Annotated in this window: 20 protein-coding genes and 2 tRNA genes; 8 read left to right on the forward strand and 14 right to left on the reverse strand. The window is 67.2% G+C overall.

What is annotated here, in order from left to right; translation table 11 throughout:
- Window positions 1–47: 47 nt before the first annotated feature.
- The gene (locus AC2FAN_RS19080) at window positions 48–1,139 is read left to right on the forward strand and encodes a lytic transglycosylase domain-containing protein (protein ID WP_485175894.1); all 1,092 of its coding nucleotides are present in this window, start codon (window positions 48–50) and stop codon (window positions 1,137–1,139) included.
- On the forward strand, window positions 1,136–2,350 hold the full coding sequence (locus AC2FAN_RS19085) for a DUF2336 domain-containing protein (protein WP_485175895.1): 1,215 nt from the start codon (window positions 1,136–1,138) through the stop codon (window positions 2,348–2,350). The genes AC2FAN_RS19080 and AC2FAN_RS19085 overlap by 4 nt, the downstream gene beginning before the upstream one ends.
- 9 nt (window positions 2,351–2,359) lie before the next feature.
- On the opposite strand, the gene AC2FAN_RS19090 is transcribed toward AC2FAN_RS19085, so the two are convergent.
- From AC2FAN_RS19090 to AC2FAN_RS19130, 9 genes are all read right to left on the reverse strand, one after another.
- Complete coding sequence (locus AC2FAN_RS19090) at window positions 2,360–3,133, reverse strand: NAD kinase (protein ID WP_485175896.1); 774 nt, start codon at window positions 3,131–3,133, stop codon at window positions 2,360–2,362.
- A gap of 359 nt (window positions 3,134–3,492) precedes the next feature.
- A complete protein-coding gene (locus tag AC2FAN_RS19095) occupies window positions 3,493–4,362 on the reverse strand; it encodes an MBL fold metallo-hydrolase (RefSeq protein ID WP_485175897.1) in 870 nt (289 codons plus the stop codon).
- Window positions 4,363–4,550: 188 nt separating this feature from the next.
- Window positions 4,551–5,015 (reverse strand): hypothetical protein, encoded by a 465-nt coding sequence (locus AC2FAN_RS19100; protein ID WP_265053864.1) that lies wholly within the window; start codon window positions 5,013–5,015, stop codon window positions 4,551–4,553.
- 136 nt (window positions 5,016–5,151) lie between these two features.
- Window positions 5,152–5,544: a hypothetical protein gene (locus AC2FAN_RS19105; RefSeq protein WP_485175898.1), complete on the reverse strand. Its 393-nt coding sequence runs from the start codon at window positions 5,542–5,544 to the stop codon at window positions 5,152–5,154.
- A gap of 257 nt (window positions 5,545–5,801) precedes the next feature.
- On the reverse strand, window positions 5,802–6,089 hold the full coding sequence (locus AC2FAN_RS19110; RefSeq protein WP_485175899.1) for a hypothetical protein: 288 nt from the start codon (window positions 6,087–6,089) through the stop codon (window positions 5,802–5,804).
- Window positions 6,090–6,193: 104 nt separating this feature from the next.
- Entirely contained in the window at window positions 6,194–6,556 is a 363-nt protein-coding gene (locus tag AC2FAN_RS19115) for a hypothetical protein (RefSeq protein ID WP_485175900.1), read from the reverse strand.
- Between the two features lie 385 nt (window positions 6,557–6,941).
- Entirely contained in the window at window positions 6,942–7,223 is a 282-nt protein-coding gene (locus AC2FAN_RS19120; protein ID WP_485175901.1) for a hypothetical protein, read from the reverse strand.
- A 45-nt stretch (window positions 7,224–7,268) separates the two neighbouring features.
- Window positions 7,269–7,343: transfer RNA gene (locus AC2FAN_RS19125), tRNA-Thr, on the reverse strand.
- Window positions 7,344–7,531: 188 nt separating this feature from the next.
- The gene (locus AC2FAN_RS19130) at window positions 7,532–9,190 is read right to left on the reverse strand and encodes an MFS transporter (protein ID WP_476805771.1); all 1,659 of its coding nucleotides are present in this window, start codon (window positions 9,188–9,190) and stop codon (window positions 7,532–7,534) included.
- 317 nt (window positions 9,191–9,507) lie between these two features.
- On the opposite strand from AC2FAN_RS19130, the gene AC2FAN_RS19135 reads away from it, so the two are divergent.
- On the forward strand, window positions 9,508–10,029 hold the full coding sequence (locus AC2FAN_RS19135) for a hypothetical protein (RefSeq protein ID WP_265053858.1): 522 nt from the start codon (window positions 9,508–9,510) through the stop codon (window positions 10,027–10,029).
- Between the two features lie 6 nt (window positions 10,030–10,035).
- On the opposite strand, the gene rlmB is transcribed toward AC2FAN_RS19135, so the two are convergent.
- Window positions 10,036–10,839 (reverse strand): 23S rRNA (guanosine(2251)-2'-O)-methyltransferase RlmB, encoded by an 804-nt coding sequence (rlmB, locus tag AC2FAN_RS19140; protein WP_485175902.1) that lies wholly within the window; start codon window positions 10,837–10,839, stop codon window positions 10,036–10,038.
- Between the two features lie 114 nt (window positions 10,840–10,953).
- Between rlmB and AC2FAN_RS19145 the strand changes: the two genes are divergently transcribed.
- Window positions 10,954–11,508, forward strand: coding sequence for an AAA family ATPase (locus tag AC2FAN_RS19145; RefSeq protein WP_485175903.1), 555 nt, complete (start codon window positions 10,954–10,956; stop codon window positions 11,506–11,508).
- Between the two features lie 164 nt (window positions 11,509–11,672).
- Window positions 11,673–11,757, forward strand: a tRNA-Tyr gene (locus AC2FAN_RS19150).
- A gap of 104 nt (window positions 11,758–11,861) precedes the next feature.
- Here the strand turns inward: AC2FAN_RS19150 and AC2FAN_RS19155 are convergent.
- The 4 genes from AC2FAN_RS19155 to AC2FAN_RS19170 form a co-directional block, all read right to left on the reverse strand.
- Window positions 11,862–12,893, reverse strand: a complete 1,032-nt coding sequence (locus AC2FAN_RS19155; protein ID WP_485175904.1) for an amino acid ABC transporter substrate-binding protein — start codon at window positions 12,891–12,893, stop codon at window positions 11,862–11,864.
- Window positions 12,894–12,934: 41 nt separating this feature from the next.
- The gene (locus AC2FAN_RS19160; RefSeq protein ID WP_265053854.1) at window positions 12,935–13,561 is read right to left on the reverse strand and encodes a L,D-transpeptidase; all 627 of its coding nucleotides are present in this window, start codon (window positions 13,559–13,561) and stop codon (window positions 12,935–12,937) included.
- A 16-nt stretch (window positions 13,562–13,577) separates the two neighbouring features.
- Window positions 13,578–14,012, reverse strand: a complete 435-nt coding sequence (locus AC2FAN_RS19165; protein ID WP_265053853.1) for a hypothetical protein — start codon at window positions 14,010–14,012, stop codon at window positions 13,578–13,580.
- A 303-nt stretch (window positions 14,013–14,315) separates the two neighbouring features.
- The gene (locus tag AC2FAN_RS19170; RefSeq protein WP_485175905.1) at window positions 14,316–16,019 is read right to left on the reverse strand and encodes an alpha/beta hydrolase; all 1,704 of its coding nucleotides are present in this window, start codon (window positions 16,017–16,019) and stop codon (window positions 14,316–14,318) included.
- A 175-nt stretch (window positions 16,020–16,194) separates the two neighbouring features.
- Here AC2FAN_RS19170 and AC2FAN_RS19175 point away from each other — a divergent pair, with 175 nt between their 5' ends.
- From AC2FAN_RS19175 to AC2FAN_RS19185, 3 genes are read left to right on the forward strand one after another with little or no spacing between them, the layout of a single operon-like run.
- The gene (locus AC2FAN_RS19175) at window positions 16,195–16,665 is read left to right on the forward strand and encodes a MarR family winged helix-turn-helix transcriptional regulator (protein ID WP_476805764.1); all 471 of its coding nucleotides are present in this window, start codon (window positions 16,195–16,197) and stop codon (window positions 16,663–16,665) included.
- 25 nt (window positions 16,666–16,690) lie between these two features.
- Window positions 16,691–17,908 (forward strand): HlyD family secretion protein, encoded by a 1,218-nt coding sequence (locus AC2FAN_RS19180; protein WP_485175906.1) that lies wholly within the window; start codon window positions 16,691–16,693, stop codon window positions 17,906–17,908.
- The gene (locus AC2FAN_RS19185) at window positions 17,901–19,451 is read left to right on the forward strand and encodes a DHA2 family efflux MFS transporter permease subunit (protein WP_485175907.1); all 1,551 of its coding nucleotides are present in this window, start codon (window positions 17,901–17,903) and stop codon (window positions 19,449–19,451) included. Before AC2FAN_RS19180 ends, AC2FAN_RS19185 begins: the two co-directional genes overlap by 8 nt.
- Window positions 19,452–19,514: the final 63 nt, after the last annotated feature.

Below are 19,514 nucleotides of genomic sequence, written 5' to 3' on the forward strand. Positions count from 1 at the left end.
TAATGGAGCAGTCTTCGGACTGCGCTTCCGCGCTGCGCGGCGGCTGCATGCCGAAGGTCTCGATGTTCCTCTTCACCACGCCGCAGAGCCGCGACGCGCAGCCCGCCAATCCGGTCGTCAGCGCCATTCGCCAGGGCGCCGAAAAGACGGGTGCGGGCTTCGACTATCTGCTCAAGACGGCGCAGCGCGAATCCTCGCTGGAGCCGGACGCCAAGGCGAAGACATCGAGCGCCACGGGGCTCTTCCAATTCATCGAGCAGACCTGGCTTTCCATGGTCAAGCAGGAAGGCCCGAAGCAGGGGCTCTCGCAATATGCCGACGCCATCTCCGAGAGCGGCGGGCGGCTTACCGTTTCCGATCCGGCGGCGCGGGAGAAGATCCTGCAGCTGCGCAATGATCCCCAGGTCGCCGCCGTCATGGCCGGGGCCCTGACGCAAAAGAATCGTGACCAGCTGGCCGGCGCGCTCGGGCGCTCGCCGCAGGGCGGCGAGCTCTATATGGCGCATGTGCTGGGTGCGCGCGGCGCCTCCGACCTGATCCGGACGGCCGCCAGCGATCCGAGCCGGGTCGCGGCCAGGGATTTTCCCGAGGCCGCCGCCGCCAACCGCTCGATCTTCTACGACAAGGCGGGCCGGGCGCGCAGCGTCCAGGAGGTCTACGGGGTGCTGGCCGCAAGCCATGCCAGCACGCAGGTCGCCGCCACCACCACACAAGGCGCCCAATCGGGGCAGGGCGATATTCCCGAGGTCGAGATCGCTGCCGCGCTGCGGCCGGGCCGGGCAAAGGGGCTGGTCGGCCTGTTCTCGACGGGCGGTTCGCGCGATCCGGTCTCGAAAGCCGTCGCCAATCTCTGGACCACGCCGATCCAGGGCGGCACGCGCATGGCGTCGCTCGCGGGCGGGGAGCGCTATTTCCCGCGCCCTGGCCAGAGCGATGCGAACACGGCGTCGGACGCTAACGCCTCAGCCGCCAGCGCGATGCACGTCGATGCCGGCAAGGTCGTCAGTGCGCCGCTGCCGCCTTCGCGGCCGAGCGAGCTGTCGCCATCCACGGTTACCGCCGCGCCACAGCCCGTGGGCAAGGCCCGCCGCGCGCCGCTCGATCTCTCCTCCTTCATGACCCGGCGAGGCGGAGCATGATCGTTCGCCGTTTCCTGCTCTGGGCTCGCACGGCGCCGGCCGAGGCGCGCGCTGCGGGAGCCGCCGCGTTGGCGGGCGCCTATCTGCGGTCCGGCATGTCGGATGAGGATCGTCACGAAGCCGAAACCGCGCTGATCGCCTTGATCGACGATCCTTCGCCGCTGGTGCGCCGGGCGATCGCCGAGGAAATGGCGCCGTCGATGCGCACGCCGCGCAACCTGGCGCTCGGCCTCATCGCCGATCAGGGCGATGTCGCGGCGCTGGTGCTGGCGCATTCGCCGGTGCTCACCGAGGCCGACCTCGTCGATGCCGCCGCCGTCGGCGACACGCTGGCGCAACGCGCCATCGCGATGCGCCGTTGCTTGCCGGTGAGCGTCTGTGCGGCGCTGGCCGAGGTCGGCTGCGAGGAGGCGCTGGTCACGCTGGCCGGCAATCGCACCGCCGAAATCCCCGATTTCTCGCTGGAACGTATCGTCGAACGCTTCGGCGACAGCGGCGGCCTGCGTGAGGCCTTGCTGGAGCGGGCCGATCTTCCCGCCGGCTTGCGGCAGGCGATCGCGGCCAGGGTTTCCGAGACGCTGGCGAGCTTCGTCGCGGGATGCGGCTGGCTGACGCCTGAGCGCAGCGCAAGGCTGGCGCGGGAATCGACCGAGCGAGTCGCGGTGGCGCTTGCCGCCGGCGGCGAGGCGACCGACGCGCCGGCGATCGTCGAGGTCCTGCGGGCCACCGGCCGGCTGACGCCCGGCCTGATGCTGCGTTCGCTGCTCAGTGGCGAGCCGGCGCTGGCCGAAGCCGCCTTCGTTTCGCTGTCGGACCTGCCGGCCGCCCGGGTTGCGGCGCTGCTGCGCGACCGGCGTGGCGCCGGGCTCAAGGCGCTCTGCCGCAAGGCCGGGCTGCCGGCAGCGCTCGAACTGGCTTTCATCGCCGCGATCCTCGCCCTCAACGCGCGGGGCTTCGATGCCGGCAGCGCGCGGCACGGCATCGACCGCGAATTGCTGCGCGACGTCCTGATCGCTTGCGAGGGAATGGCGGGGCCGGAAGCGGATGCGCTGATGGCGCTGCTGCGGCGCATGGATGCGGAGGCTGCCCGCGAGGAGGCGAAGGCCATGGCGGATTCGCTTGCCGACGACGCGGCGCTCGCCCTGCTGATCGAGGCCGATCCATCCTTCCTGATAGAGCTCGAAGCCGGCGACCTGCGCGACGCAGCCTGAGACGAGGTCTCAGTAGCCGAATTGTTCGCGCAGGATGCGCTCGTCCAGGCTGTGGCCGGGGTCGTGCAGCATGACGAGATCGACATCGCGGTCGATCTCGATCGAGACGGAGCTGACCTCGTCGATCTGGGTGTGGTCGGCGACGGCGCTGACCGGCCGCTTGTCGGCTTCCAACACCTCGATGAAGACCTTGGCATGGTCCGGCAGCAGCGCGCCGCGCCAGCGGCGCGGCCGGAAGGCCGAGATCGGCGTGAGCGCGAGCAGCGGCGCATCGAGCGGCAGAATCGGCCCGTTGGCCGAGAGGTTGTAGGCTGTGGAGCCGGCCGGCGTCGCCAGCAGAAGCCCGTCTGCTATCAGCTCCGAAAGCCGCACCTGCCCGTCGACCGAGATGCGCAGCTTCGCGGCCTGGTAGGAGCGGCGCAGCAGCGAGACCTCGTTGATCGCCTTGGACTGCACCGTCACGCCGTTGCGGTCGACCGCTTCCATCGAGAGCGGGTGGACGACACTGCGCTCGGCCATTTCAAGCCGCTTGCGCAGCCCGCGCTCCTTGAATTCGTTCATCAGGAAGCCGACGGAGCCGCGATTGATCCCGTAGATCGGCTTGCCCGTTCCGAGAAAGCGGTGGAGCGTCTGCAGCATCAGCCCGTCGCCGCCGAGCGCGACGACGACGTCTGCCTCGGCCGGAGCGGCATTGCCATAGCGCTCGACCAGCTTGGCGAGCGCTGCCCGCGCTTCAGGGGTATCGCTGGCGACGAAGGAGATCGCGCCGAAACGTTCGGTCATAGCGTGTCCTGAAGCGGCAGGCCTTGCGGCATGGGCGCAGGCTTAACACGACCGGGGCGCAGGCCGCGAGACTCCGCCGATGATAAAACCCGCCCGAGCCCGCCGTTTATGGACGGAACCGCGCCGTCATTCCGGGGCATCGCGCCAGCGATGAGCCCGGAACCCAGAACCGGTGCCCTCGGTGATGAAGGCGCGGCGATGGTCATGCTTGCGATAGGCGGCATCGGTTCTGGGTTCCGGGCTCGGTCTTTCAGTCCGCCCCGGAATGACGGAGTGGTTCCGTCTCAAAACGGCAGCCTCGGACGAAAAAGGCCGGGCTGGGTGCCCGGCCTCGATCGAAAGGACTGAGGCGAAGCCCGTCAGATTGCCGGGCTCCACTGCACCGGCACCATTTCGAAGCCCTTGCCGTCCCTGGCGATGTGGCCGACGGCCGGGAAGGGCGCATGGTAGAAGGCGACCTGCATCCGGTCGGCCGAGACCATGTCGAGCAGCTTGCGGCGGGTGGCGGCGGCCTGGGGGCCGTCCATGTCAAAAACCGCCGACCAGTCGGGATTGCGCACGAAGAGCGCGGGATGATTGGTCGTGTCCGACATGATCATCAGCTTGCCGTTGCCGGAGGTGAGCGCGAAGACGGTGTGGCCGGGCGTATGGCCGGGCGCCGCGATCGGAGTCAGGCCCGGCAGGATCTCCTTGCCCGGCTCGAACTGCTTCACATCCTTCGCGACGGGGCCGAAGACGCGCCGTACGCCGGCGAAGGCGCCCTTCATGGCCTCCGGGGCGGCGCTCATCTTGGCGTCGTCCATCCAGAAGGCCCATTCGGCGGCCGGCACCATCACTTCCGCGTTCGGGAAGACGGCGCTGCCGTCCTTCAGCCGGAAGCCGTTGATGTGGTCGCCGTGGAAATGGCTGAACACCACGGTCGAGACGTCCTTCGGATCGAAGCCGGCGGCCTTGAAGTTCGTCATCCAGCTGCCGGATGTCGGCGCGCCGGAATCGCCGTTGCCGGTGTCGATCAGCGTGAGCTTGCCGCCGCTCTGGATCGCGAGGGTGGTGAAGGTGATGTTCAGCGCATCCTGCGGCAGGAAGGCCTGCTCCATCGCCTTCTTGACGTCGGCCAGCTCGGCATTGCGAACGAAGCCTTCGAGCGGGCGCTTGCCGAAGCCGTCATTGATCGCGGTCAGCGTGATGTCGCCGACCTTGTAGCGGTAGAATCCGGGAGCTTGGTTCACGGGAACTCCTTGGGCTTGGGCCAGACCAACCCCGGGAAGGTCCAGGGTCGTAGCGGCAGCGAGAGCACCCGCGCCGACGATGGCGGCGCGGCGTGAAATAGTGACGTCATGCATGGTTTTCTCCCCTCAAGTCACAGGCAAACTAACGAGGGGAAGTGACTGTTCAACCGCCATGATCTGCCCATGGGTCAAGTTTCCGTGAGGCGGGAAGCCGATGCGGGCGCTGCCGCTAGCTGGTCGGTTTCCGTTTCTGCCCGCGCAACGGGTTCGCGACGGGCGAGGGCGCGCAGCATGGCCGCACACAGAGCGAGAGAACCCATCACGCCATGGCCCGAGCAATCGGCGACCAGGGCCTGGAAAGCCATGGGATCATCGCCGGCGAGGCATTGCAGGCTCCAGCTCCAGCTGGGGGCCTTCTGCCGCAGCAGGGAAACGGCCACGTCGATATCGGCGCTGACGGCGCCGAGCGTCTTCCAGAAGGAACCGTGCTGATAGATGCCGCCGGCCGGCGTGCGGCGCGTGGCAAGCCGCGTCGGCTTGCGCCGCACGATGTAGCCGAGCGCCTCATAGATATCGGCATCCAGCTCCCTTGTGGGCTTGCTGGAGGTCTCGCAGCGCGCGGCCAATGTCAGGAGATGAGTCCGGTCGTCCATTCCGGTTCGCATAGGGATCGAGCAGCGATGAGGCCGCGGGATGGCGGCTCTGTCGACCCGACATCTACCCCAGGATGATGCTTGCCGGCCAGCCATCTGTTCCGGCCGGCGTTGCAGGCGGGTTCGAGCCGACCGGTCAGGGCTCGACACTGCCGCGAGCGCGGCCTCCGGGAACCCTGCAGGAGCAGCCTGTGCCGAGCGGAGCAGGCTCATAGAGCGTGCAGATCTTCACCGGCGTGCTGCACTGGCCACCACTTGCCGCGGGGAGAACCTCGTAAGCCGGGTAGGCAGGATACCCATAGGCGGGGTAGGAGGCCGCGGCGCCGATCACCGCTGCGGTGGCGAGGCCGGACGCCACGCCCCAATAAGGATAATAGCCGCCGCCCCAATAGCGCCGGTAGGGGTAATACCCGCCCCAAGCGCGGCGCGGATAAAAGCCGGCGCCGTACCAGCCGCCTCGCGCGCCCCATCCGCCGCGCCATCCGGAACCGTAGCCCTGGAAACCGGGGCGCACCCCATAGGCTCTCATTCCGATTCCATGGGTGCGAAATCCGCCGCCATGAAACCCGCCGCCATGAAACCCGCCACCATGAAATCCGCCGGCACGAAAACCGCCGCCTCCGTAACGAGGTTGCGACAAGGTCTCCGTGGCGCTGGCTAGCAGCAATGGTGCGATGGACGCGGCGACGAGCAGAGAACGGCGCATGCGAACCTCCCCCCGAAAAGGCAGTCACCCCAAACACTGAACGTTGATTGGTGGCTCAGGTTCCGCCGGCGGCGCAGCGATCAATCGAACCAGCGCGACTGCGATTTGCAGCGATAGCCGACAAAGCAGGCGTCGCGGTCGCGGCTCGGCACCCAGGCCGGGTCGAGCCCCTCGTCGAACTGGCAGAAGCTGCGGTCGCGAACGAAGCGGTCATAGGTGAAGCCGCCCGTGCCGAGGACGATGGCGCCTTGGGTCTGGACGTCCCTCTGGCTCGCAGCGCAGGGGCGCGAGACGGTCGAGGGGCGTGACTGGGCGGTCGCGATCCCCGCATTCAGCACAAGAGCGAGCGTGAGAGCGATGACCTTCATCGAAGCCTCCGGGCCTGGCGAGGCGGATAACCGTTCCGCCCGCCAAAACGTTCCCAGAGCAGGATGGATGTCAATCCTGCCCAGCAGTGCCCCACACAGTCAGCTCAAGCTGCGACGCCAGCAAGCGGACCGGTGATCGCGGTAATCGATCTGATCTCGCTGGCGACCTTGTCGGCGATGGCCTTGGGGTGATCCTCCTGAAGATAGTGACGCCCAGCCCCGAGCAGAACGAACTTGCAGTTCGTCAGGCCTGCGGCGAAGGCGGCACCGAAAGCCGGCGAAACCAGCGCTCCGGGCTCGCCCGCGAAAAGCACCTTGCGATAGGTCGAGGCCGCGAGCGCGCGATGGGCCTCGCTCAGCCGGTCCCAGACATCGGCGGGCTTGCGCTCGATCGGCAGTTCATTTGGCAGGCGCCAGACCGGAAGCCGGCTTTCGCGAGTCGGGAAGGGCGCGCGATAGACATCCATCTCCTACGGGGCGAGGGGACGGGCGATCGAGGCGGGCGGGACCGACCAAGGGCGCTCTGTCGTTGAGCAGATCATCGCGCGCGATTTAAAGGGAGAGATGCGCTCTAATCTTCGCGCGGCCGCGAGAAAACGCGCGACGAGTTCTCGAAGGTGCAACTTCGCTAACGCGCTTCCAGGGGCCTGTGGGCGCCTGTCGGGCTATGCGAGGAAGCTGGTCGAGACCGAACGGCCCGCACAGCGAGAGCTGCGAGGCCATCTTCGGGTGACGCGGAAGCTGATGCTTGGCCAGGAAGAGGCCGTACCGGCTGGCGGGCTCGCTGGTGCTCCCGATGCCGAGGCAGATCGATCCAACCTGTTTGGTCGCATCGCGACTGGGAGCCCGCAATTATGCCGAGCGCTTCTTGCGGTCATCCTTGCGGTTATCCTGCTCGACCACCGCCTTGCCCGACCTCATGATGGTCGCGATTGCCAAGGGTGGCTTGCCGGATTTCTCCGAAATCGCCTGGTCCTGTTCCATGATCGTCGAGCGCGCAGGCTCGTCCCCATCCAGGCCGCCGAGCAATGCGGTTGGCACCCGCCGGTTGGAGGTTCGGGAGCCATCCTCATAGACGACGTCGAACATGGTGAACTCGGTGTCGAGCGCTTTGGATTTCGTTCGCTTTGCCATTCCCGCTTCCTCGACGCGATGCTTGTCGGTTACCCGAAGGATGGCTGGTGCCGGCGGAGAGGATCGAACTCCCGACCTTCGGTTTACAAAACCGCTGCACTACCGCTGTGCTACGCCGGCGCCGTGGCGTCCAGTTTCGGGGCTGGACCGGATCGCTCGCGGACGGCGCAAGCAATCGGTGCAGCGGTTATCAGCGGATGGCCCCGAGGGCAAGCGCGATGCTCGGCCTCCCCCCGACTTTCCGGGTACTTAAAACGAAAAAGCCCCGCCTCAACCGAGGCGGGGCCAGGATCGCCGTCAGGCGATGATCACTTCAGGATGTCGCGGTTCTTGGTTTCCGGCAGGAACAGCAGGCCGATCACGAAGGTGCCGAGCGCCACGATGATCGGATACCACAGGCCGGAGAAGATGTTGCCGCTGGCCGCCACGATGGCGAAGGCCGTCGGGGGCAGGAAGCCACCGAACCAGCCATTGCCGATGTGGTAGGGCAGCGACATGCCGGAGTAGCGGATGCGGGTCGGGAAGAGTTCGACCAGCAGGGCCGCGATCGGGCCGTAGACCATCGTAACGAAGAGGACGAGCACGAAGAGGATGCCCACTGCCTTCATGGCGCGGCCGTCGGTCAGCACCTGGCCGATGGAGGGCGTCTTCAGGATCGTGGCGTCACCAGCCTTCGGATAGCCGGCGGTCTGGGCGGCGGCGACGAGCTCGGCAGCGCCGACAGGCGCATCCGCACCGTTGATGGTCGCCTTGAGCGGCGAGCCGGCCGGTCCGGGCACCAGATCGTAGTGGATCGAGTTGGTGGCCAGGGTACGGCGGACGACGTCGCACGGCTTGGTGAAGGTCCGCACGCCGACGGGGTCGAAGAGCGTGCCGCACTGCGCCGGATCGGAGGTGAGGACCAGCTTCACGTTGTCGGTGGCCGCGATCAGCTTCGGGTTGGCCGTGTTCGCGAGCATCGTGAACAGCGGGAAGTAGGTCAGCGCCGCGATCAGGCAGCCGGCGAGCAGGATGGGCTTGCGGCCGATCTTGTCCGAGAGCCAGCCGAAGAGGATGAAGAACGGCGTGCCGGCGAGCAGCGAGAGCGCGATCAGCAGGTTGGCGGTGGTGCCGTCGATCTTCAGCGTCTGCGTCAGGAAGAACAACGCGTAGAACTGGCCGGTGTACCAGACGACGGCCTGGCCGGCGGTGCCGCCGAACAGGGCGATGAGGCCGATCTTGGCATTCTCCCAGTTGCCGAAGGCCTCGCGGAGCGGCGCCTTCGAATGCGTGCCTTCTTCCTTCATCTTCACGAAGGCCGGCGATTCGGCGAGCTGGAGACGGATCCAGATCGAGAAGCCGAGCAGGATGATCGAGAGCAGGAACGGAATGCGCCAGCCCCAGGCGGCGAAAGCCTCCGGCGACATGCTGAGGCGCAGGCCGAGGATGACGATCAGCGACAGGAACAGGCCGACCGTCGCGGTCGTCTGAATCCAGGAGGTGTAGAAGCCACGGCGGCCCATCGGGGCGTGCTCGGCGACATAGGTCGCGGCGCCGCCGTACTCGCCGCCGAGCGCGAGGCCCTGCAGCAGGCGGCAGATGATGAAGGCCGTGGGCGCGAGATAGCCGATCGTCGCGAAGCTCGGGAGCAGGCCGACGACGAAGGTGGCGAGGCCCATGACGGTCATCGTCACGAGGAAGGTGTATTTGCGGCCGATCATGTCGCCGAGGCGGCCGAAGAACAGCGCGCCGAACGGGCGCACCGCGAAGCCGGCGGCAAAACCGAACAGCACGAAGATGAACTTCGCCGTGTCGTTGTCGCCGGGCACGAAGGTCTGGGCGATGTTGGCGGCGAGCGAGCCTGCCAGGTAGAAGTCATACCACTCGAAGACCGTTCCGGCCGACGAGGCGATGATGACCTTCCTTTCTTCCTTGGTCATCGGGCGCGGCGCTGCGGCCGACCCCGATGTCTGCGATGCCATGCTCATGGCGCTTGTCTCCCCTGGTGAAATTTCCAAGCCGGGATGTCCCGGCCGCTTCGTTCCGCGCGTCTCGCGTTTCTGACGTGGCGATGAGCGCGCTGCCGGCCGGAGGACGAATCCTGCCATGCCAGCCTGGACCGAAGGTTTGCGCGCCTGATTGTCGCAGGGCAATCAAGCACTTGGTCTTGCACCGTTCGTCTTAAGACTATCGGCGGGGCGGGGAGAGGCGGTTAGCTGTGGAAAAGCAGTGGCTTTCCTGCACGCGCAAACCCACTATACTCGGCTTCGGGAGGCCTGACGAGATGCGGTCGAGGAGACGCGCGATGCCGCGGCTTGCCATCACCCTATCCTGCAGTTTTTTCGTCGCGGCCACGCTGTCGACGAGCGTGTTCGCGGCCGGGCGCAGCTTCGGGCCCGCAGCGCCGGTCGGCATTGGCCACGGGCGGCCGGGCCTCGCCCATCCTCACCCGGGCGTCCGGCCCTGGCGTGGTGCGGATCGCAGGGCCTATGGCCGGCATCATCGCCAGCTGGGCTGGGGCGGCTTCGACTATCCCTGGGCCTGGCCCGGTTTCGACACGGCGTCCGGCGGCGTCACCGTCATCGAACGGCAGGCCGAGGCACCGAAGCCGATCGATCCATACGCCTTCGAGAACCTGATGCCGCGAGCCGGCATCCGGCCCTCGCCCACGCCGGAGCCGACGATCTATCGTCTCGAGGGCCCGCGCTCGCGTCCAACCGCTCGCGTCATCCGGATCGCCGGTGCCGACGATGCGCGAGACGGTGCACGCAGCCGTTTCGCGCATGCCGAGACGGGCGCGCTCCTGCTGACGGTGCCGCGCCGCTGACGGCTGTCAGGGCTGGCGACTCGCGACATAGAGCGCGATCGCCGTGGCGTTGGAGACGTTGAGGCTGGTGATCGCGCCGGGCACTTCGAGCCGCGCGACATGGTCGCAAAGCTCGCGCGTGCGCTGTCTCAGGCCCTTGCCCTCGGCGCCCATCACCATGACGAGGGGGCGCCGCAGCGCGACATCGTCGAACGCGACATCGCCATCCGAATCGAAGCCGATGCGCAGGAAGCCGCGGGCGCCCAGCGTGTCCAGCGCATCGCCGAGATTGCGCACGGCGATGAGCGGCACATGCTCCAAGGCTCCGGAGGCCGATTTCGCGAGAACGCCGGTCGCGGCCGGCGAATGGCGGATGGTGACGATGACGGCTGCCGCGCCGAATGCCGCGGCCGAACGCAGGATGGCGCCGACATTATGCGGATCGGTGATCTGGTCGAGCGCCAGCACGACCGCATCGTCCGGCAGGCTGTCGAGCTCGGGCGAGGGCAGGGGATCGCAGACGAGATAGAGGCCCTGATGCACCGAATCGGGCGTCAGCAGGCGGTCGATCTCGGAAGGGCGCACGATCTCCGGCTCGAGCGGCAGCGTGCCGACCTGCTCCTCCAGGCGCCGCAGCCCGTTCTCGGTCGCGAGCAGGCGCCGGTGATGGCGTTGCGGGTTGCGCAGGGCCTCGACGACGGGATGGACGCCATAGAGCACGGCCTCGTCGATGTCGCCGGGGCGATGCGGCGGCGGGGCACCGGTGCGGCGGGCGTTGCCGGGTCTGCCGCCCGCGGGCCGGGCTTGTTTCGGGCGAAATGGCGGGGCCATCGCATTCTCCAGAATTCACCGGATTGCCGTGCCATGGCGCGGCGCGCTTGGCCAGTGCGAAGCGCCCGAACAAGGCGGATCTCCCAGGATGGATCTCAGAGGAAAGGACAGATCATGACAAGCGAGACCGACCGGCTGATCGTGATCACCGGAGGGCCCGGATCGGGAAAGACGACGCTGATCGAGGCGCTGGCGGGGCTCGGACATGCCACACGGCCGGAGGCCGGCCGGGCGATCATCCGCGAGCAGCAAGCGATCGGCGGCGAGGGATTGCCCTGGAAAGACCGTGCTGCATTCGCCGGGCTGATGCTCGCGGCGGATCTGCGCAGTCATGACGAAGCGCGCCGGCAGGCCGGGCTGGTGTTCTTCGACCGGGGCCTGCCCGATATAGCAGGCTATCTCGCATTGTGTGGCCTGCCGGTGCCTGAGCCTCTCGAGGAGGCGGCGCAGCGCTTCCGTTATCGCAGCACCGTCTTCATCGCTCCGCCCTGGCGCGACATCTTCGGGCAGGATGCGGAGCGGAGGCAGGATTTCGCGGAGGCCGAGCGGGCCTGCGAGGCCATGGCCCGGACCTATCCGCGCTTTGGCTACGATCTCGTCGAATTGCCCTGTGACAGCGTCGAAGCCCGCATCGATTTCATGCTGAAGCGTCTCGGCACCGCGGCCTGAGCGAATTCCGGCTCATGGGCGCCTCACAACGAATTCGCGCCTCCGGTCGTTTTGCCGTTGACAGGGCGCGGCCCGGTCACCATAAGTCCGGCCGCGCCTGCCGGTCGTCGCGAAAGTGACATATCGGTGGCCCTCGGCTCGCTGAGCCGATCGAGGGCGCAGGCGGGGGAATGTCCCGAGCGGCAAAGGGGGCGGACTGTAAATCCGCTGGCTATGCCTTCGCAGGTTCGAGTCCTGCTTCCCCCACCACCTCTCCCCTAAAGATCTGATATCGATCGGCTTTCGGACCCCGCGCCGGAACGGCGTCGCCAGATTCGGCGACGCCCGATCGAGCTATCCGAGACGCCCGGCGTTTAGCGGAGCGGCGGAGCGTAGAGCACGCCGCCCATGCTCCAGAGCTGGTTGAGGCCGCGCGGGATGGCGAGCTTCGAGCCGGTGCCGAGGTTGCGCTCGTAGATCTCGGCGTAGTTGCCGGTCGCCTTGACGGCGCGGACCGCCCAGTTGGCATCAAGCCCCATCGCCTTGCCGAAGCCGCCTTCGGCGCCGGTGAAGCGACGCACATCGGGCTTCTGCGACTTCAGGGCCTCGTCGACATTGGCGGTGGCGATGCCGAGTTCCTCCGCGTTGACCAGGGCGAAGTTCACCCATTTCACCACGTTGAACCAGGGGAAGTCGTCCGAGCGCACGACAGGTCCGAGCGGCTCCTTCGAGATCACGTCCGGCAGCACGATCGCCTCGGCGGGCTTTGCCAGCCGGACGCGCTCGCCGTGCAGGGCCGATTGGTCGCGGGTCAGCACATCGCATTGGCCGCCCTCGAAGGCTGAAAAGGCCTCTGCTGCGCTCGGAAACACCTTCTCCTCATAGGTCATGGAATTGGCCTTGAAGAAGTCGGCGAGGTTGAGCTGTGTCGTCGTCCCGGCCTCGACGCAAATCTTCGCCTTGTCGAGGGACAGTGCGCTGTCGACCTTCAAAGAGCGCTTCGCCAGGAAGCCCTGGCCGTCATGATACGTGATACCCGCGAATGCGAGCCCCAGCTCCGCTTCGCGGCCGAGCGTCCAGGTCGAGTTGCGTGCGAGCAGATCGACCTTGCTGGCCTTCAGCGCGTCGAAGCGCTCGCTGGCGGAGAGCGGCGTGAAGGCGACCTTGCCGGGATCACCGAGGATCGCGGCTGCGACGGCGCGGCAGAAGTCGACGTCGAAGCCGCTCCAGTTGCCTTGCGCGTCCTTGGCGGAGAAGCCGAGCACGCCCTCGCTGACGCCGCATTGAAGCGTGCCGCGCTGCTTCACCGTATCGAGCGTGCCGGCCATCGCCGGCGTGACGAGGACGGCTGCGAGCGCAGCTCCGGCAGCAAGGCCGGGCAGGCGAAACCATGAGGCCTTCGACATCGCATTCTTCCCCCTTAGGATGTGGCTGCCGATGGCGCCGGTCACAGCGTAGCCTTGTGGCGGATGATCACTTTGGTCCCGAGCGGGACGCGCTCGTAGAGATCGACGATGTCGCCGTTGGCGAGCCGGAAGCAGCCGGACGAGATCGCCTCTCCGATGGTCTCGGGCTGGTTGGTGCCGTGGATGCGGAACACCGTCGAGCCGAGATAGAGGGCGCGCGCGCCCATCGGGTTGCCGGGGCCGCCGGCCATGAAGCGCGGGAGATAGGGCTGGCGCTGCAGCATCTCCGGCGGCGGGCGCCAGTCCGGCCACTCGGCCTTGCGGCTGACCTGGACCTGTCCGGACCAGGTGAAGCCCTCGCGGCCGACGCCGATGCCGTAGCGCAGGGCGCGGTTATTGCCCTGGACGATGTAGAGGAAACGCTCGCCCGAATGGATCACGACCGTGCCCGCCGGCTCGCTGGAGCGGAACAGCACCATCTGGCGGGCATAGGGTCCGTCGGTGATGCTGACCTCCTCGGTGGAGACGCGGCCGGGTTCGTCGCCGATCTCCATCGTCTCCTTCATCGCGCCAGGCGGGCGAGGCTGCGCCAGGGCGCCGCCAAGCAGGGCCGTCACAACGAATCCGGCCGCGACGAAACCGGGAAGGGTCTTGCGGGAGAGGATCATGTCTCGTCAGCTCCGGTCAGCGGCAGCGGATGAAGATGAAGGTGCCGTAACGCCGGTGCGCATCGGGATCGACGAAGCGCATCACCAGTTCGTTCGGCTTGACCGAGAGCAGCTCGCGGTCCTGCGGGTCGCCTGCCGGCGCCTCGAAGCCGAGGAAGGTCCTGCCGCCAGCCCCGGCCTTGAGCCTGAGCTCATAGGGCTTGGGGTCATCGGCGACATGCATCATCACCCCGTCGCCGGCACCCTTGGCGATCGTGTAGGGCTGGTTGCACTGCGCCCGCGCTTCCGACTCGGTGCGCTTGCGGTCCTTCTCCGTGTGGAAGGAGGCGATCCCCCAGCGCCCTATAAGGGCGTCACGGGTGACATTGGTCGGTGCCGGGGCGCTTTGCGTCGCGCTCGCCAGGGGCGAGAGCCCCTCGCCACCGCCGCAGCCCGCCAGCAGCAGCGCCACCAGAACGCTCCCACCGAGAGACGCGACCCCGAAACCAGCACCGCCGGCCCTAAACCCAATCTGTCTCATCGGTCCTCCATCACGGTGCAGTCAAAGTCGAAGCGATGCGTCGTGGTGTCAGGCGAGCGGCTGCGCGATGGCTAAAGGAGCATTGCCGGGCGATCGACCTTGCAGCGGCTGATCGCTCGGCGTTCATCGGCGTCCTGGCGGCCCCCTGGCCAGAGATACGGTAGCGATTTCGACAGCACAGCCGCAAACGCGATCGGGATCAAGCCCCAATTATGCTTGTGCTCGTCTGCAACCCTATCCGCCCCTGTTGTCATAGGCGTTGTCCTTGGATGCATCCGCGCCGGCCGGAGCTCTGGCCTGCGCCGCCAGATGCTGCTTCAGGGCCGCCAGTTGCTCCGCCGACCAGCGCCCGGTGCCGAGGACGGCCGTCCAGCCCTCGACATAGTGCTCCGGCGCATAGACATGCCCGTAGCCCATGGGGGTGCTTGTCGCGACGGCCATGTCGAGCGCCAGCTGCAGCATGGTGACGACCGGGTACCAGCGCAGCTCGGCCGAAACGTCGGGGCCACGCGGCGACTGCATCCAGGCCGGCTGCCGGTAGGCATCCCGGTAGTCGAAGAAGACGATCGGATCGCTCGCATACTGGAGATAGACCAGCCGCATCGGCCCCCACGGGCGATCCGCCGGGACGGTCGGTCCGTTCTGGTTCATGAAGCGCACCACGCGCCCGTCGCGGAATTCCGGGAGCCATTGCGGCGTCCCGGGGTTGCGGGCCTCGGTGATCGAGCGCCAGCCCGGGGTTTCGAAGGGTGGGCCGCTCCAGAGCGCGCCGTCGATCGGGTCCCCGATCATCTCGAACAGCTCGGCGGATTTCTCGGAGTTCATCGCCCCGAGGCTGAGGCCGTGCAGGTAGAGCTTCGGACGCGCATCGTGTGGCAGCGCCGTCCAGTGGCGGTAGATCTCGCGGAAGAGCGCGCGGGCGGTCTCGGCGCCGTATTCGGGCTGGGTCAGCAAGGATAGGGGGCTGCTGAGATAGGAGTACTGCACCGCGACGCTGGCGACGTCGCCATCGCGAAGATATTCGAGCGCGTTCATCGCCGAGGGGTCGACCCAGCCCGTGCCGGTCGGCGTGACGACGATGAGCGTCGAACGCGCGAAGCCGCCGACGCGCTTGAGCTCTTCCAGCGCCAGCTTCGCGCGCGCCTCCGGCGTCTCGGCGCCCCGCAGTCCGACATAGACCCGGATCGGTTCCTGGGCAGGATGCCCGGTCTGCGTTCCGATTCGTTCGGCGCTCGGCCCGGCGGCGATGAACTCGCGGCCGGCGCGGCCGAGTTCTCGCCAGCTGACGAGGGAGGCCGGGCTGCCGGTCTTCTTGGGATCGGTCGGCTGCGCACGCTCGGGTTCGAGCCGGGCATCCAATTCGCGATAGGACGAATCCAGCACGCGGAAGACCGCGCTCGCCAGCACGTTGCTCGCCAGCGACCAGAACAGCAGCGCTGCCAGGCCGACGCCGATCGCTGTGGCGAGCCGAGGTGGTATGAAACGCCTGATGATGCCGACCAGCCAGCCGGCCAGCCGCTTGAACAGGCGCGCGATGACCAGCGCGAGCACGAAGGTCGCGAACGCCACGAGGCAGAGCTTGGTCGGGTGCGAGCTCGGCAGATGAGGCAGGTTGAAGACGGCGCGGACGGAGTTCTGCCATTCCGCCGCCTTCCACAGGAAGAGCAGTGCGATCAGCAGGGACAGCAGAAGGGCCACGGCATTGGTTGGCCGCCGCAGTCGGTCGGACGGCTTGGGCAGTTCGAGATAGCGCCAGAGCTGTCGCGACAGCACGCCGAGGCCATAGCCGATCGCAAAGCAGATGCCGGCGAGCGCGCCCTGCGTGAGATAGCTGCGCGGCACGAGGGTCGGCGTCAGAGCAGCTGCGAAAAGCAGCGTTCCCAGAACCAATCCTACGCCCGACAGCGACGACAACTGCCTGCGAATCCAACGCGTCACGACTGCTTATCCCCCTCGCTCGGATCATTCCGGCCGCTTCGCCGGCAATGTTCCGATTGGCAAAGCGTAGTCGCCGCATGTCTGCGCTGGCAATGCAAGTGAAGCGACGGAGGGTTGCGGCCCAGGCGGTTGCACATAGCTGTATCAAAATATTATATACATGCTTATGACAAGCATGCCTACCAAGCCGCCGCCGACCGTGGGCTTCCTCCTGCACGACGTTGCGCGGCTACTGCGCAAGCGCTTCGAGCAGAACGCCCGCGACACCGGGCTGACGCGCTCGCAATGGCAGGTGCTTGCCTATCTCGACCGGAATGCCGGCATCCAGCAGGGGGCGCTCGCCGAGCTCATCGATGTCGAGCCGATCACGGTCGGCCGGATCGTCGACAAGCTGGAGGGCTGCGGGCTTGTCGAGCGAAAGGCCCATCCGACCGACCGGCGGGTCTGGCAGCTCTATCTGACGGAAAAGGCGGGGCCGAAGCTCGACGAGATGCGGGGCCTCGGCGAGATCACCCGGGCCGAAGCCTTCGGCGCCATTCCGGAAGCGGAGCGGGCGCGGCTTCTCGACCTCCTCGAAACCATGAAGACGAATCTCGCAGCCGCCTGCCAGTCGCCGGCGGCCGAAGGGCAGGCCCGCAATGGATGACGCCGTCAGGAAGACCGAAGCAGGCATGGAAACCGTGCCCGAGCCTGAGCCACGCGACAATGTGACCGAGATCCGCCGCGCGGCGGACGCGAAGGGGGCGCAGCAATCCGCGCCCGTCGCGAAGGCGTCCGAGGCCGCGCCGGTCATCGCGTCCGCGCCTACGGCAGCGCGTCCCGCGCGCAATCGCAAGCGCCAGGTCCTGTTCGCGCTGCTGCCGATCGCACTGATCGCGGGCGGATATTACTATGTGAGCGGCGGCCAGGTGATGTCGACCGACAACGCCTATGTGCAGGCCGATATCGTCGGCCTCTCCACCGATGTCGCCGGGATCGTCAGCGAGGTCGATGTCCGTGACAATCAGCCGGTGAAGGCCGGCGACACGCTCTTCCGGCTTGACGACAAGCCGTTCCGCTTCGCACTCGAACGGGCGGATGCGCAGATCGGCGTGGTCCGCAACGACCTCGAAGCGTTGAAGACGAGCTACAAGGGCATGCAGAGCCAGATTGCCCAGGCCGAGAGCGACATCGCCTTCTACCAGACCGCGTTCAAGCGCCAGCAGGACCTCGCCACGAAGTCCGTCGCGTCGCAGGCGACCTACGACCAGGCCAAGCACGACCTCGACGGCGCGCAGCAGAAGCTGGTGCAGTTGCAAAACCAGCTCGCCGGCATCGCCGCCAATTTGAACGGCAAGCCCGATGCGCAGGTAGAGGAACACCCGCGCTACCGAGATTCCGTCGCCGCCCGCGCGGAAGCCGCCCGCCAGCTCGACCACACGGTGGTGCGCGCGCCGATGGACGGCATCGTCACCAACGTGCCCTCGCTGCAGAAGGGGCAATATCTGGCGGAGGCGACCAACGCCTTCAGTCTGGTTTCCACCGACCATGTCTGGATCCAGGCGAATCCCAAGGAGACCGAGCTGACCTGGGTCCGCCCGGGCCAGAAGGCCGAGATCTATGTCGACAGCTATCCGGGCGCGAGCTGGAGCGGCACGGTCGACAGCATCAGCCCGGCTTCGGCCGCGAGCTTCTCCCTGTTGCCGGCGCAGAACACCAGCGGCAACTGGGTCAAGGTCGTCCAGCGCATCGCCATGCGCGTGAAGATCGAGACGCCGCCAGAGCGGCCGCAACTGCGCGCAGGCATGAGCGTGACGCTCGACATCGATACCGGCCATGCGCGCGGCCTGCCGGATTTCATCGGCTCGGCTTTCGGCATGAGCAAGAAGACCGAGAACAACCATGGCTAGCGCCGTCGCCGCGGCGGTGACCCCGGTCGCCAACCGCGGCGCCATCACCGCCTGCGTCATCCTCGCGGTGATCATGCAGGCGCTGGACACGACGATCGCCAATGTCGCGTTGCCCTATATCCAGGGCAGCGTCTCGGCCAGCGCGGACCAGATCAACTGGGTCCTGACCTCCTACATCGTCGCCGCGGCGATCATGACGCCGCCTTCGGGTTTCCTGGCCTCCCGCTTCGGGCGCAAGCGCGTGCTGTCCGTGGCGATCATCGGCTTCGTCGTCGCCTCGATCCTGTGCGGCGCCGCGCAGTCGCTGCCGCAGATCGTCGGTTTCCGTTTGATGCAGGGCTTCTTCGGCGCGGCGCTGGTGCCGCTGTCGCAGAGCATCCTGCTCGACATCTACACGCCCGAGGAGCGCGGCTCGGCGATGGCGCTGTTCGGCGTCTCGGTGATGGTCGGGCCGGTGCTGGGGCCGGTGATCGGCGGCTGGCTGACCGAGAACATCTCCTGGCGCTGGGTCTTCTACATCAACCTGCCGCTCGGCATCCTGGCGCTGGCGGGCGTCTCGATCTTCGTCTCGGAAACCAAGTCGAGCGCGGCGGCGAAGCTGGACTGGATCGGCTTCGGCGCGCTCAGCATCGCGATCGGTTCGCTGCAACTCTTCCTCGATCGCGGCGCCCAGCTCGACTGGTTCGACTCGTTCGAGATCATCGTCGAGGCGACGGTCTGCGTCGCGGCGCTCTACATCCTGGTGGTGCACACCTTCACGGCAGAAAATTCCTTCATCAAGCCGCGGCTCTTCCTCGACCGCAATTTCTGCGTCGGGCTGATCTTCATCTTCATCGTCGGCATCTGCTATCTGGCGTCGCTGGCGCTGATGACGCCCTATCTGCAGACGCTGATGGGTTATCCGGTGGTGACGGCCGGCATCGTCATGGGGCCGCGCGGGCTGGGCACCATGGCCTGCATGTTCCTGGTGGGGAAGCTGATCGGCAAGGTCGATACGCGCATCCTGCTCGGCTCCGGCCTGCTGGTCAGCGCCTGGGCGATGTACGACATGTCCGGCTGGACGCCGGACGTTTCGCAGCAGACGATCATGCTGACCGGCTTCCTGCAGGGGGCGGGGCTCGGGCTTTTGTTCGTGCCGCTCACGACGATCACCTTCGCAACGCTGCCGGCGGAATATCGTGGCGACGGCACCGGCCTCTACAACCTGTCGCGCAATATCGGCTCCAGCGTCGGCATCTCGCTCGTGGCCTATCTGCTCACCCGCAACGTGCAGGTGAACCACGCGGAAATCGCGAACTACGTCACGCCGTTCAACCGCATCTTCGACATCCCGGCAATCAGGGAGGCCTGGGACCCGCTCAAGCTCGCCGGCCGCGCCGCGCTCGACGAGGTGGTCACACGCCAGGCGACGATCATCTCCTACATCGACGACTTCAAGCTGTTGATGATCCTGTGCCTTGCCGCGCTGCCATTCCTGGCGCTGCTGCGCACGCCGCGCCAGCAGGCGGCGCCGGCCGACGATCATGCAATCGTCATGGAGTAAGCTTTTGCCCGCGGCGGTCTTGGGCGCGGCGCTTGCGTGCCGACGCGGCATGCCGCAGCGTTA

It is taken from the genome of Allobosea sp. RIT-PG3_2 (genome assembly GCF_057321085.1).